14 protein-coding genes are annotated in these 14,211 nt (G+C 46.5%); 6 read left to right on the top strand and 8 right to left on the bottom strand.

Annotated elements, in window-relative coordinates; genetic code table 11:
* Window positions 1-46 precede the first annotated feature (46 nt).
* The 3 genes from ACLB09_RS13290 to ACLB09_RS13280 all read right to left on the bottom strand — a co-directional run bounded on the left by ACLB09_RS13290 (window position 47) and on the right by ACLB09_RS13280 (window position 3,172).
* Window positions 47-1,516 (bottom strand): amidase family protein, encoded by a 1,470-nt coding sequence (locus ACLB09_RS13290; RefSeq protein WP_410770314.1) that lies wholly within the window; start codon window positions 1,514-1,516, stop codon window positions 47-49.
* Between the two features lie 25 nt (window positions 1,517-1,541).
* Window positions 1,542-2,021 (bottom strand): GNAT family N-acetyltransferase, encoded by a 480-nt coding sequence (locus tag ACLB09_RS13285; protein ID WP_410770313.1) that lies wholly within the window; start codon window positions 2,019-2,021, stop codon window positions 1,542-1,544.
* 146 nt (window positions 2,022-2,167) lie between these two features.
* Entirely contained in the window at window positions 2,168-3,172 is a 1,005-nt protein-coding gene (locus ACLB09_RS13280; RefSeq protein WP_410770312.1) for an asparaginase, read from the bottom strand.
* Window positions 3,173-3,356: 184 nt separating this feature from the next.
* Here ACLB09_RS13280 and ACLB09_RS13275 point away from each other — a divergent pair, with 184 nt between their 5' ends.
* The 3 genes from ACLB09_RS13275 (at window position 3,357) to ACLB09_RS13265 (ending at window position 5,192) form a co-directional block, all read left to right on the top strand.
* Window positions 3,357-3,707, top strand: a complete 351-nt coding sequence (locus ACLB09_RS13275; RefSeq protein WP_410770311.1) for a helix-turn-helix domain-containing protein — start codon at window positions 3,357-3,359, stop codon at window positions 3,705-3,707.
* Window positions 3,708-3,884: 177 nt separating this feature from the next.
* Window positions 3,885-4,505 (top strand): spore coat protein, encoded by a 621-nt coding sequence (locus tag ACLB09_RS13270; protein ID WP_410770768.1) that lies wholly within the window; start codon window positions 3,885-3,887, stop codon window positions 4,503-4,505.
* Between the two features lie 96 nt (window positions 4,506-4,601).
* Entirely contained in the window at window positions 4,602-5,192 is a 591-nt protein-coding gene (locus ACLB09_RS13265; RefSeq protein WP_410770310.1) for a DUF1989 domain-containing protein, read from the top strand.
* Window positions 5,193-5,216: 24 nt separating this feature from the next.
* On the opposite strand, the gene ACLB09_RS13260 is transcribed toward ACLB09_RS13265, so the two are convergent.
* A complete protein-coding gene (locus tag ACLB09_RS13260; protein ID WP_410770309.1) occupies window positions 5,217-5,699 on the bottom strand; it encodes a hypothetical protein in 483 nt (160 codons plus the stop codon).
* Window positions 5,700-6,149: 450 nt separating this feature from the next.
* On the opposite strand from ACLB09_RS13260, the gene ACLB09_RS13255 reads away from it, so the two are divergent.
* Both ACLB09_RS13255 and ACLB09_RS13250 read left to right on the top strand, forming a co-directional pair.
* A complete protein-coding gene (locus tag ACLB09_RS13255; protein ID WP_410770308.1) occupies window positions 6,150-7,538 on the top strand; it encodes a glycine--tRNA ligase in 1,389 nt (462 codons plus the stop codon).
* A gap of 132 nt (window positions 7,539-7,670) precedes the next feature.
* A complete protein-coding gene (locus tag ACLB09_RS13250; protein ID WP_410770307.1) occupies window positions 7,671-7,913 on the top strand; it encodes a hypothetical protein in 243 nt (80 codons plus the stop codon).
* Window positions 7,914-8,468: 555 nt separating this feature from the next.
* Here ACLB09_RS13250 and ACLB09_RS13245 read toward each other — a convergent pair.
* The gene (locus ACLB09_RS13245) at window positions 8,469-9,440 is read right to left on the bottom strand and encodes a MerR family transcriptional regulator (RefSeq protein ID WP_410770306.1); all 972 of its coding nucleotides are present in this window, start codon (window positions 9,438-9,440) and stop codon (window positions 8,469-8,471) included.
* 161 nt (window positions 9,441-9,601) lie between these two features.
* The gene (locus ACLB09_RS13240; protein ID WP_410770305.1) at window positions 9,602-9,946 is read right to left on the bottom strand and encodes a helix-turn-helix domain-containing protein; all 345 of its coding nucleotides are present in this window, start codon (window positions 9,944-9,946) and stop codon (window positions 9,602-9,604) included.
* A gap of 136 nt (window positions 9,947-10,082) precedes the next feature.
* On the opposite strand from ACLB09_RS13240, the gene ACLB09_RS13235 reads away from it, so the two are divergent.
* Window positions 10,083-10,445, top strand: coding sequence for a hypothetical protein (locus ACLB09_RS13235; protein WP_410770304.1), 363 nt, complete (start codon window positions 10,083-10,085; stop codon window positions 10,443-10,445).
* A gap of 141 nt (window positions 10,446-10,586) precedes the next feature.
* On the opposite strand, the gene ACLB09_RS13230 is transcribed toward ACLB09_RS13235, so the two are convergent.
* Both ACLB09_RS13230 and ACLB09_RS13225 read right to left on the bottom strand, forming a co-directional pair.
* Entirely contained in the window at window positions 10,587-12,620 is a 2,034-nt protein-coding gene (locus tag ACLB09_RS13230) for an ATP-binding protein (RefSeq protein WP_410770303.1), read from the bottom strand.
* A 484-nt stretch (window positions 12,621-13,104) separates the two neighbouring features.
* Complete coding sequence (locus tag ACLB09_RS13225; protein WP_410770302.1) at window positions 13,105-14,205, bottom strand: amidohydrolase family protein; 1,101 nt, start codon at window positions 14,203-14,205, stop codon at window positions 13,105-13,107.
* Window positions 14,206-14,211: the final 6 nt, after the last annotated feature.

The following is a 14,211-nucleotide window of genomic DNA, read 5'->3' as shown; positions in this document are numbered from 1 at the left end:
TTCTATCGTTGTTTGCTATATTATAAACATAGAATTGTTAAGATGACTAACTGAATACCGGTTTTCTTCTATGCTTCGTCCGTTGTTCAAATGCATATGCGATCCGGATCAATGTCGGTTCACTGAATGCCGGCCCGGCAAATGTAATACCTAGAGGTCTGCCGTTCTCCCTATATCCAACAGGAACGGATATGGATGGATACCCTGCCCTAGCGCAGATCTCTGCCCCGACATAAGCCGGAAACAGAATGGCATCCAGCCCGTACTTCTCTACGGCGAAATCTATGCCTTCATTTTGAGCATAGTATAAATCGGTTATGGATTCCAATATGTAGCCGGGGTTCTTCAAGGGATGTTCCAACCGTGCCCGATACTTTAATAAATCCTGTCCATATTTCATAGCCTGATCCGGTCTTTCTTCGTTCCATTCTACCAATTCGCTAAGCGTGTGAACGGGCGATCCAGACGGGAGACTCTGAAGAAAATGTTCAATGCCATGCTTAAATTCATTGTTTAACTTATTCCACTCCCATGTTCTATGGAAGGACGGAATTTCTATATCTTCGATGATATTAGCTCCTGCATTTTTAAGTTCGGCTACAGCCTGATTAAATAGGGTTTCGTCATATTCGTCCGCGTCACGAAATTGCCCCGGGGTAACGTTCCTGTAAACTCCAATGGTTGCATTCCGTAGTCCATCAAGATCCAAGCATGTCGTATAATCGATCACTCCAGGGGCATTTCTCCAAGTTGCAGGATCATCGTCATCTCTCCCGGCAAGTACGCTAAGCAAAACAGATGCATCCGTGACGGTTCTTGCCATGGGTCCGGCCGTATCCTGAGAATAAGAATAGGGAACCACTCCCGTACGGCTTACCAAACCGACTGTCGGCTTAATGCCTACAATCGAATTTTGTATTGCCGGACTTAAAATGGATGCCGAGGTCTCCGTTCCCACAGCTACGCTTGTAAAATTAGAAGCCACCGCTGCTGCAGAACCGGAACTCGAACCGCCCACAAAAAAGTCCCCATAAGGATTCTTTACCTGTCCGCCTTTGGAACTGTAACCGGCCCACATCTCGGAAGAAACCCCGTTAGCCCATTCCGTCAAGTTGGTCTTCCCAAGTATGACGGCTCCCGCCTCCCTTAATTTTCTAACAAGAAAAGCGTCCTTCGTGCTTGCGTGATTCTCTAAAGCCAAAGCCCCTGCGCTGGTTCTCATCTTGTCCTTGGTTTCAATATTTTCTTTCAACAAGACGGGGATGCCATGGAGCGGTCCTCTTGCGCCGCTTCTTTTTCTTTCCCGGTCCATAGCCTCCGCAATAAAAATAACATCCGGATTGATTTCCATCATGGAGTTTATGCCCACACCGCTCTGGTCATATTTTGCGATTCGATGCATGTAATACATGACGAGTTCCCTTGAGGAAACCTCCCCGAGCTCCATTGCTTGCTGTAATTCGGCGATCGTTAATTCCTCACCATCGAGACTTTTTAGTTCAAAACTAGGTTCCATTCGACATCCCCCTATAAAGGACTACTTATTTTTCGATAGCCAATTCCATCCTTACACTTTTGGCCTTCATCCCCAAGGCCTTATAGAAATCAATGGCCGATTCATTAAAGAAGGAAACGCCTAATTCAAGGCTTTCTGCGCCTGCCTCTTTGGCGTATGCTATGGCTTTTTCAAACAACCGTTTCCCTACGCCCTTTCCTCGGAATCTTGTATCGACGCAAATATCATTCATGTACAAAAACCTTCTCGCAACGAAAACCGGAATGGCCGGCGCTTCCTCCACTTTAAGTAGGGTATAAGCAATCACTCCCGACGGCTCATCTTCTACAATAAACACTTTGAAGGTATCGTTATCCAACAAAGACTTGAAATAGGCAAAATCGAGGGAATCATTATCGGTAGGTTTAAATAAATCCGGTCTGTTCGTCACATGCAGCTCATGAAGCTGCAGATGCAGTTTTGCTACATTTTCGTAATCTTCAATCCGTGCTTCCCTAACGTTCATCCCCAAGATCCTCTCCGCCTCTCTTATACAAATGCGTTACAGTTAATATGACTTCGTTTGGAGGGGATAGCTATGAGTATTCATACATAACAAAAACGAGACACCCGCTCGGGTGCCCCATTATCGTTTATGGACGGATGCTGCCTCTATTCTCCCTGATCCGAATGGACCGATAAGTCGCCCGCAATCGGCGTCTCAATGATCTCTTTGACCTGATCCAACGAGTCGCCTTGTCCGAGCGCCCACATCAATTTGGCCACCATGGCCTCCGTGTTCATATCGCCGGATAAGATCACGTTATACTGCGCCACCTTGCGTCCGACCTCGTACAGAAGCAGGTCTTCCCCTTCTTCCAGGCATTGCGTCGTAATAACGACCGCGATCCCCGCCTCGGTAAGCTCCCGGATTTTCGGAAGCAAGTTTCTCCCTTCGAAAGGCAGGCCGCCGTTTCCGAAACTTTCAATGATGATTCCCTTGTATAACCCCTTCAAGTAATCGAAGATTTCCGGCTTCATGCCCGGGTATAATTTCATCAGAAATACATCGGTGCAGAGCTTCGTATTCAGCGAAAGAGGTGCCGCGGCCGGCGCAGGCTTCCATTGATACTTCACCTCGTCCTTATTCACATAAGCCACATACGGATGATTGATGCTTTCGAACGCATCGTAGCTTTTGGTCCGCATCTTCACCGCCCGGGTACCGAGAATGACCCTGCCGTCGAACACGATATACACGCCTCCGATCGGTTCGCAAGCAAACCTGAGAGCGTCGGCAACGTTTTTCCGGGCATCGGTTTTCTGAAAGCTGATCGGTACCTGGGAGCCGGTGAGCACGACCGGTTTATCCAACCCTTGAAGCATATAAGAAAGTGCGGATGAGGTGTAAGCCAGCGTATCCGTTCCATGCGTAATAACAAATCCGTCGTAGTCGTCATAATATTTATAAACCGCTTCGGCGATGGTCACCCAATCCTCGGGCTGCAAGTTGGTGCTATCCTGGTTCATTAAGATTTTACCGTCAATCTTCAGGCCGTTGGACGGCTCTTGCAAGTATTGAAGCAACTCTTCGACGGACAATCCGGGAACCAATCCCTCATTCCCCTCCACCGAAGCAATCGTCCCCCCGGTCGCAAGCAACAATATATTTTTCATTAGCAACATCTCCATAGCGGGATAATTATCATTTTTCCGCAAAACGCGTATTTCTAATAGTAATTATAGATTTATATTTTAGGAAATCAAGATTATGTTCTCGATTCGCGTACTTTTTCTAGTCTAGTCCATCTTCCTATGCTATGATAATGAAGTCAAAATTATAAACATGGAGTTTGAGAGTATGCTGGAACATTTATCAGAGTTAAGAAAAAATCGAAAATGGTCCTTGCAGGAAACCGCCGATCAACTCGGCATCGCCAAAAGCACCTATGCGGGGTACGAAACCGGGTACCGTGAGCCTTCTCTCCAATCTTTGTTGCAAATGGCCGATTTATTCGAAACTACCGTGGATTATATTTTGGGTAGAAGTGACGAGGAGCGATACGTCGCCGAATTAACGGAGCTTATCTCCCGCCCCGATCCCGGAATCTCGATAGACGGAGAGCCTTTGTTGGCCGATGAAATGATAGAGTTTGTCGCTTTTGTAAGAATGAAAAGAGGGTTGAAGACACAAGGCAATGACGGACAGTAATCCATAACGGACTTCTTAGTGTTTAAAAAGGCTCCTTTCACCTTACCGGTGAAGGGAGCCTTTGTTTGTGACGATTCACGTCCATTCTCCATATCCTTTTCCTAGAATGAAAAAATGAGTGCCGGGCAACTATATCTGTGTAACTAATGTACACAGGAGGGAATCAGGTTGCAAAACATGAATCAAGCGGGATATCCGCAAACGCCAAACCTGTCCATGAATCCATCGATGGGGAAAAACCATGGCGGTCATGAATTTTTCGATGCTCACGAGGTCATCTCCAGTGTCATTTGCATGCTGGATCAATACCAAATGTACGATCAGCATGTGAAAGATCCCGAGTTGAAGTCCATTCTTCAACGACAATCTTCGTTCGCTACCCAAATGTACAATACGATCGTCGATTGCTTTCAGACCGGACAAGATCCTGCGGTTCCAACCCAGCAATACCGGATGACGCAAAACAATGACGTCGTATACGGGCTCACGCCGGGCCAACCGAAAAAGCCCGCTCAATCCGCACAGGAAATTTCCGATCAGAACATTTCCGGGTTTATGTTGGGAAACACCAAGTCGCTGTCCTCCATGTTTGCGATGGCGGCCCTGGAAATCACGAACCCCGTACTCCGCCGCGTCGTTGCGGACAGCGTGCCGAACCTGATCGAGCTCAGTTATGAAATCTTCCTTTACCAGAACAAGCACGGATATTATCAAGTGCCGCAGTTGAAGGAACAGGATATGAACGTGATGCTGAACAGCTATGCAAAAGCTCCTCTAAACGGAAGCATGCCCCATTAACATTTTTGAGCTGGATTTAAGAACGATACGATCTTAATCCAGCTTTTCTCTGATTCAACGAACCGCCAAACTAAAACGCCGGAAGGGGGGCCTTTCGTGAAACCATATGTCATCCCGGGCAAGACAGGATATGCCTTCAAGGTAAATCAGGGGCAACGGATTAGAGTCATTGATTCGGAGGGTCAGCAAATAGCCGACTTGGTGGCCTATTCTGCCGATCAAACGGAGGAAAGACTTGATTCGGTTGCGACAAGAGATGCCTTGCAGTCCATGGATATCAAAGCGGGCGACTCCTTATACTCCAATAAGTACAGGCCTATGCTCAAGCTGCTGAAAGATACGGTAGGAAAACACGATTTGCTGTCTCCCGCTTGCCGGCCCGAAATGTATTCCTTGCTTTACAACAAAGAAATGCCGGTCAAAAACTGCTACGATAATTTGAATCAGGCCCTTTCCGCCTTTGAGATTCCGGCGCCGAGCCAGCACTGTCCCTTCAATGTCTTTATGAATACCGTAGTTACCCCGGATCATGCAATCGAGGTAAGGACGGCGTTGTCTTCCCCGGGAGATTATGTGGAACTGCTTGCCGAGATGGACCTGATCATCGCCATTTCAGCATGTCCCAATGAGCAAAGCGCCGGCAACGGATACCACTCTACTCCGATTCGGGTGGAGGTTTACGACTGAGTACGGGTCTCTGCTTAACTTTTCTTATTCAAGCCCCGCTTGCGCTTTGGTCAACAGTTTTCCCTTATGGAACGAGAACACCGCATTGGCTCCAAGATCTCCGGCGCCCTGGTAGGAGTAAACCACCATATCCTCCGCTTCGCTGACCGCCTCTCCGTCTCCGCCTAGGATCTCGGATACTTCTTTATGGGTCATGCCTACTTCCGTTTTTTCATACTGCTCCAGGGTAATCCGAACGCCATCGCCTTGGTCGGAAGGTCCATTGTCAACCGGAACGAGCGTAGCGGCCTCGCCTTCCGGGACATCGACACTCGCGGTGACCGCGTTCGATTTCATGCCCTCCAAGTCTTTTCCCAGCTCGGCCACCTGTTCCTCCAACCCGGCTACCTTTTCGTTCAAGTTGTCGTAGTCCGCCTGCGATGGTCCCGAGGAACCGCATGCCGCAAGCGCAAACGACAATAGCAGCATGAACGGGACGCCAAACCATAAACGTATTCCTTTTTTCATAGAAACACCCCCATTATGAAGATTTTTAACATTAACAATTTTAAATAGTTTATCACAACGGGTTTTTGCCTGTAACTGAGACTTTGGCTCTGGGCCAATATGCTTAGGCTGAAAAATTATTTTGCCGCTTGAGTATTGCTTCACTTTGAGATAATATTACTGCAAAGAAGGATACTGGCTATGATGGACCAATAGTACTTGATTGTCTTGCACATTCAGCGATTCGGGGACGGTGAAAGCCCGGAGGAAGCATCAAGGAAAAGGCAGTCCGGAGCCGGAGACTCGGAAAAAGAGGGCGATCCCACAGGGAGCGTCAACTAGGGTGGAACCGCGGGTGCATACAGCTCTCGTCCCTAGGCATCGGTTGGATGCCTTTGTGACGGGGGCTTTTTTATCGTTTCCGGTTAGCGGGCATCTGAAGCAATTCAATAATCGAAGGAGAGATCAATCATGAGCAGTACCAAAACAATGGATCAAGTCGTCGCGCTGGCCAAGCATCGCGGATTTATTTTTCCGGGATCGGAAATTTACGGCGGTCTGGCGAACACTTGGGATTACGGCCCGCTCGGCGTCGAGCTGAAGAACAACATCAAACGCGCCTGGTGGAAAAAGTTCATTCAGGAGTCCCCTTACAACGTCGGTCTGGACGCGGCGATTTTGATGAATCCGCGGGCTTGGGTCGCTTCGGGCCACGTCGGCAACTTCAACGATCCGATGATCGATTGCAAGCAGTGCAAAGCGCGCCACCGCGCGGACAAAATCATCGAGAACGCCCTGGACGCGAAGGGCATCGAACTGATCGTCGACGGTTTGTCGTTCGACCAGATGAAAGCCCTGATCGACGAGCACCAAATCGTCTGCCCGGATTGCGGAAGCCGCGACTTCACGGATATCCGCCAATTCAACCTCATGTTCAAAACGTTCCAAGGGGTTACGGAGTCCAGCACCAACGAGATTTATCTGCGTCCGGAAACGGCACAGGGTATCTTCGTCAACTTTAAAAACGTACAGCGCACCATGCGGAAGAAAATGCCGTTCGGCATCGGCCAAATCGGCAAGAGCTTCCGGAATGAGATTACCCCGGGCAACTTTACGTTCCGTACGCGCGAATTCGAGCAAATGGAACTGGAATTCTTCTGCAAACCCGGCGAAGATCTCAAGTGGTTCGAATTCTGGCGCGGCTTCTGCCGCGATTGGCTCTTGTCGCTCGGCATGAACGAAGAAAACATGCGCCTGCGGGATCACTCGGAAGACGAGCTGTCCCACTATAGCAACGCTACGACCGACATCGAGTATCGCTTCCCGTTCGGCTGGGGCGAGCTGTGGGGCATCGCCGACCGGACCGATTATGACCTGAAGCAGCATATGGAACATTCCGGCGAAGATTTCAACTACATCGACCAGGAATCGAACGAGCGCTATGTTCCTTACTGCATCGAGCCGTCGCTCGGAGCCGACCGCGTAACGTTGGCCTTCCTCGTCGATGCCTATGAAGAGCAGCAGCTGGAAGGCGACGACAGCCGGACCGTGCTCCGTCTTCACCCGGCGCTCGCGCCGTTCAAAGCGGCCATCTTCCCGCTGTCGAAGAAGCTCAACGAAGGAGCACAGCGCGTGTTTACGGAATTGACTTCCGACTTCATGGTCGACTATGACGATACCGGCTCCATCGGTAAACGGTACCGCCGCCATGACGAGATCGGTACGCCGTATTGCATCACCTACGACTTCGAATCCGAGACCGATGGCCAGGTTACCGTGCGCGAACGCGACTCCATGACGCAAGTGCGGATGCCGATCGCCGATCTGAAGCAATTCCTAAGCGATCGGATCAAGTTCTAAAGCAATCCCCCTCCCGCCGAAACGGTGGAGGGGGATTTTTTCGCGAGCTAAAGGGATTCGCACAAAAAAGAGTTACCCTTGAGGGTAGGCTTTCTTGGAAAGAGGCGAGGAACGGCAAGGGGGCAGCATGGGGTGATCTACCAGGGTTGCCGGGGATTGCCGGGATTGTCGAGGATTGCTGGGATGCTGGGATGCTGGGATTGCCGGGAATGCCCGGGGTTGCCCGGTGGTGCCCGGGATTGCTGGGATGCTGGGATGCTGGGATGCCAGGGTTGCCGGGGATTGCCGGGGTTGCCGGGGTTGCCGGGATTGTCGAGGATTGCTGGATGCTGGGATGCTGGGATGCTGGGATTCTCGGGATTCTCCGGGAGATAACCCGGACTCTTAGGGATTCCAGGGAGATATCAAGGGCACCTGCCAATTCACAGGTAAGGTACTCTCATCCGCTCTGCTGGAATAGCGGCCTTTTGGGTCGCTATTCTGCGTTTTTTGGATACTTGGCAAGAAATAGCGTACTTTGGGGACCTTATTTCGAAGAAAATGACCCATTGGAGATCTTTTAGCCGATTTGTATTAAAATAGCGCCCTAAAAGGACGCTATTCTCTAATGTCTTGCCTTTTTGGGGGAATAAGGTCCCAAAAGGTCGTTATTTGCAATCCGGCATAGCAAATTTGCCGGTTACGGGGACTGCATAATGTCCATGGCAAGCACGGATGACCGCAGCCGTGCTGAACATGAAGGTGATGGCGATCCAGCTAAATCGCTTGCGGGAGACGGGGTAACCCTAGCAGAGTTTCTCGAAATCCGGGCGATCGCTCGCAAGGATCTCTACATAAGTCCACGACAGCGGTCCACGCCTGTCGCCAAGCGAGCCGTACCCCGTGCTGGGAGTTGCGCGCGGTGCGACGCGGCTCGGCACGGACTCGCTCTTACTCCGACTCCGGTTTAATCGGCACCAGCAGGTCTAGTTGCATCCTTTTATCCACATCTTCATTGGTCAATGGATACAAATTAATGTAATTCAAATGTTCTTCCAGGCAGCCATGCATGGATTCGGAGTCGCCCCAGTTCGCTTCATACTCGCCGCTGTTCTCGACCCATTCAATGAGCCAGCCCCACTCTTCAAAATCCCCCATAGGGATCATATGCGCGGCATATAGACCCCCGGGAAATTTCTTTTTCGTCAAAGGCTCCGGTACCTCCAGATCGTCGGGGATGGTTACCCATCGCTCGTACCCGTGCTCGCTGCCGACAGGATGGTTAAAGCCATAGTACCGAAGGTCAGGCTTAACGGTCGCGAGATTCGTTTCGGTCATGAATTTTTGAAGCTCTTTCCCTGTGTCGGATTCGGGCGCTCCGCCCACCGATTGTATAGTGGCTACAGTGGCAGGGGGCAAGTAAACAATGCGTACGTCGCTCAGCTTGGATAAATTTTTGTCGGCCGCATTCAAATCATTCATTCTTGGCTCCTCCTTAAGGTTGTGTTTCATTCCCGGGAGAGATCGGATGGCACGAAGTATGGACTCGTCAGCCAGTAATGCGGGGTCCATTTTGACATCTACGCTTTCTGTCAGACGACTTACGAAAGTATCCAAAACAGCTTTGATCGTATATAGCGCCGTAATTTCGGTTGAGAGCTCCCGAATCTTCGCCCGAAAAATTTCCACGGTCGTCCTGGACTCATCGCTAAGCAAAATTCTTTGAATTTCTTTGAGAGGAATCCTCAGCTTTCTTAAGATCAAAATCTGTTCCAGTCTCGTCAGGGCATCCTCATCATAGGTCCGATAGGCGTACCCCTCTTTTTTCAAGCTTGGAAGTAACCCGATTTGCTCATAGTACCGAAGCATTCTTGTGGTGATATTATAGTTTTTCGTTACCTGACTGATGGTCTGAAGTTCCATAGGATCCTCCTTTCACAACAGCTTAAGGTGCGACACGGCGTCAAAGTCAACGGGCCGGACAATAAATTTTTTTATGTTCTTAAAAGTTCGTTCCCGTTTGAGTTGATCCCTTTTCTCCGTAAATAAAAAGAGAGGGGGTTCCCCCTCTGGTTCAGTTCACTCTAAGCGTCCATCGTATTCAAAATATCTTTAATCACGCGGAAGATGAGCTTACTTTCCTCTAATGAACGAGAATGCATCAAAGAACTGATAGCCGTAAGCACTTCGGCTTTATCCGTTCTTGAATCCATATCCTCAAACTCATGAAATTGAAACATTACTTCCATCGGCACATCCAGACCTTGAATGATTTTCTCAAGCGTTTCCAATGAAATGTTTCGTTCCCCGCGTTCTACGGTTCCTATGTAGGAGGCATTTACTCCAGCTTTTTCTGCAAGCTCTTCTTGTGTAAGCCCCTGTTCTTTTCGTAATTGTTTGATCCGTTCACCGATTAATTGCAGTAGCACAATTTACCACCTCTCTACCAGATTAGAGAAGCATTGTGCCCACAAACAGATCATTATATTCTTTTTTTATTTGAAAATAGTGCTTATATGCACTAAAATTAAAAAGAGTTACAATTCATTTGAGGAAGGGAAAGATATGAAGTATCTCAATGTTTCCTTGGAGCCTTTGGATCATACCCACGAAGTTTATTTTTATGGAGAGATTCTGACCGTGCAGTATACGTTAATTAGCCCTCCTCTTACTAATAACTACAAAAGACTATATCGCAACACTAATGAGGCTATGCAGAAATTCCTATTGAAGCAGGCAGCAGAACAAATTCATATCAATTTATTTGTAAAACATATTGATCTCATGACCATTGGAGCTATTCGTGGATTTCTGGAGATGGCTGCAGGTAAAAAAGAAAACCATCTCCCTTCAAAGAGAAGGTTGATGGTTTGGGTGACAAATCTGGGAGAGAAGGATTGCAGGGCGTTTGGGTATTATGAAGGTTAAAATTTCTATGGTTATAATATGGATGTATGATGTATAGATCAAAATGAAGGACAACCTATTTGGGCGTCCTCATAGTTTGAACAGGTGTTTGAAGCGGCGAGCCGTGCCTGTTAAAACCTCAATATGCCACCAAGTCTCTCTTTATGCACCTCTAATTTTATCTTCGTACCAAGTTAGTGAACGTCGATAAAGAGCTAGGTCTGCTGCATCAGCATCTTTCGCATGGGCATCAAAACGATCATTTATTATAGAAGAGTTCAGATTAAATTGCGTTTTATCTGAAAAAAGCCGTTCAAAAACAGACCACTCTTTATCAATTATTGTTACTAATTCAGTCCAGAGTAGCTTTTCCATAAACTCATCTGGTGGAATTGAAGCAAATATTTTCCTCTTTTTTTCTTCAATCCTTTTTAATATTCTTTCATTAACCGGAGGCTTTTGCTTATCAATTAACGAATCATATCTTAAGAAATTTAACACTATCCCTCTTAATTTCTTCTCTATAATATTTCTCCGCTTTCCAATAAGCGCAAGTTCGTCAGACCATTCTTCTAATAAATTCATGCTGTGTGAGTATTCTTCAGTAAATGTTTCTGAAACTAGTACTTGATTTGATTCCATCTTCTCTTCTAGCATTTTATCTTCATCATAAATTAATGCTAATCCTTCCTGAAACATTTCACCTGCAAGTTTATATATGTCCCCTTGCTTTTTTAGAAGACCATATTTTGTTAAAATATTTAAATACGACTTGGGGACCAAATCAATCTTTCCATTATAACATTCCATAGCATGATTCTTTAAATCTGGGTATACCCGGAATAGATGTGTTAATGCTGCCTGAGCAATAATTGAGCCCTCCGCCTCAATAAACTCTTCCAAGTGTATGTTTATTGTTTGCACATCCGGCTTTATTGGCCGCATTTGAATATCAATTCTGCGATGGATAAATGAGCACGCTTTTCGTATCCAATAGGGTATATCACAACAAGACGAAGCTATAGGTTCACCATTAATTTCATCAAACTGTAATCCAGATACCCTAGCCAAGTCACGAATCATAGCAATACTTGCCCCTCGAGGAAGTGGTAGGAGATATTCCTCTGGTACAAAAGCCAAGGCTGCATTTTCGACTCCATCAATCGACTCAACACGAAACCATTTACTAGAAACACCACTAATTAATATTGAGAATCGCTTATTTATTCTGGCCGATTCCTGATAAAGAACTCTAAAATTTCTCCAAAATTCGTTAAAATCATTAACCCATAGCTTAGTGGTTGGACTGCTGGGAGTAATATAGTCAATCTCATCGAATACAAAAACAATTGGCTTATCTGAATCAGCTATTTCTGTTGCAAGGAATCGGGCAGCGTTTACAATACTTGTATCTTCATAACAGGTAATTAATGTAGAATAACCTTCCTGGGTTCCTTTGATTTCCTTTAGCGTTTTTCCAAGCGAAAGCATTAAATGATGTGATCTCATAGACCATACACTATCATTGGAACAATCTACAACTACAAGGTAACAATCATGATGCTCTCTACACACATCCACGATTCTATTAACAATTGAGGTTTTTCCAACTTTCCTTATTCCTAGGCAACATTTAATTTGCCCCATTTGAAGTTGTCTTGCCAAATCTTGTGCTTCCGTCCGACGTCCATAAAAATGCTCGTCATCTGATACAGGACCAACAATATCGAATGAGTCAAACGAAAATAGTTCTCTACAGAGAGTATTCTCGAACTCTTCATGAGTTTTCGGAAATTTATCTTTGTGGTAATAAATAGGTAGAACCGAAATGCCGTGTTCTCTTCCCCATTTCTTCAGTTTAGAGTTTCCTTGAATGTCACAATGGACCACAATTGCTACAGTTGGTTCAAGTCTTCCATTTGAACTTTTAATAATAGTACCGACAGTATTAATGGTTCTTATTTGTTGTCTGGAATAGCCAGAAAACAGTATCAAAACCTCTCTATCAATACTTAATAGAGTCGATAGACGAATACTTGGTTTCCCATAAACCTTCCCATATACCGCCTTTTCTGCATTTACAACATACATTTCATTATTTGTAACTTCCAACAATCCTTTTGAGACTTTTGAAAAATCTTCAATCATGTTCTTAGTTATTGTTCTAATACTTTTTTCTTTTCCTATATTATCCAAAACATAACCTCCATATGCTCCTCACAGAAATTTATTGTTAAATATCAAAATGCACTAGCGATAAATAAATACTATCAGAACTTTTATAAATTCCACCCTATAGTATCAGAGAATTAAACCTTATTTATAAAAATGTATATGTAGTATCCTATCCTTGATACGCCGGAAGGATTTATCAATTGACTTATCGTAACAAGACACATCATTGACTTATCTACAGGTGCTCCTCAAGTAAATATAGATTGTCTGAGTTTTATGCAATGCTATTAATCAAAATGATGTTCTAATCTCAGTTACTACCACCAAGTATACCAAAAATATCCTCTTATGTTCGTAAAAAACAAGGATTCTAGTATAAAGGGCTGAGTTACCAGCCCCTCATCATCATACCTTATTAGAGGTTTTCCATCATACGGATTCCCGGTGTTCTTCATCCGTGGGTTACAGATATTTTAATCCAGGCTACTTTGCCAAGTGCCTAACCTCATGAGGACCCCCCCTCCAACTCAAATATCAATTCATTCGCCATCCGCTTATTCAACTCATACGTTTTAAATTTCCCGGCTTCGGCAGACAGCTTCTTGATCGTCTCGATCTGCGTTTCGGTCGGAGGCTGACGCTCGATCAATCCCTCGTAGTTCTGATAGGCGACCTTCAGCGCGGTTTCCGGGGAGAGCAGGTCGATCATTTCATAGATGCCATTCGCTGCTTGGTCCCTTGACAGGCCGAATCCCGAATCGGTGGACAGCATGAAACGATCCGGGTACTTTTCCATCAACGGCACGTAATCTTCCAATTTGTTGATGCTGCTCGGACTGTAAGCCGTAAACCCGGCAAAGAAATCGATGTATAAGTTGGGATGTTTGCTTAAGAGCGGTTCGATATTTTCCGGAGTGTTATGGGCGTTGGCGTGCCCGAAAATGAGGATCGCCTCGGGATGCGCATCCAGGGCTTCCTCCAATTTCGCGACAGGCTTACCGTTAGGCGGGTCGATATGCAGAAGAATCGGCACTTGATACTTGGCCGCAAGATCATAGATTTTCGGAAAGTTTCCGTCATTGGGGTGCTCGGCCTTCCAGGGCAATCTGGACACGGATTCCGAAAACGTCGAAGCGGCGGCCACCTCTCCGATGTTCAAATAGCCCTTCTCCAGATTGTTCCTGACGATTTCTACACCCTCCTCCTCATAAATCGGAAATCCCGCAAAGGAGGGATACACGTTCCCGGGTGATTTTTGATATTCCTCCCAGGCTAATTGGTCCGTATACTTGGCACTAGGTTCCGAAATGCTTCCGAATAAAACGATTCGGTCGATTCCAACCTTTCTCCAGTTCTCAATGGCAACCGGGTTAGGTGCGTCGTGGTTATGTATATCGATGACTGTGAGATCGCGATAAACCTCGTGCAACTCCTTGTTGGGATCTTTGTTTTTGCGGAGCTTCTCGATGAGGGCAACTTCATCCTTAGGGGTGTACTCGGTTAAAGGCTTGACGAGGACTTCCGTTTGCTTCGGCGCGCATCCTGATAGTGTGACTGCTGCGAGAGCCAGCGCGCAAATTCCAAAATACCGCAGCTTGGTGGGCATGGGCGG

It is taken from the genome of Fontibacillus forbon, assembly GCF_046559655.1.
Lineage (GTDB): Bacteria > Bacillota > Bacilli > Paenibacillales > Paenibacillaceae > Fontibacillus.
Note: the sequence above shows the minus strand (reverse complement) of the source record. Positions and strands in the feature narration are given on the sequence as shown.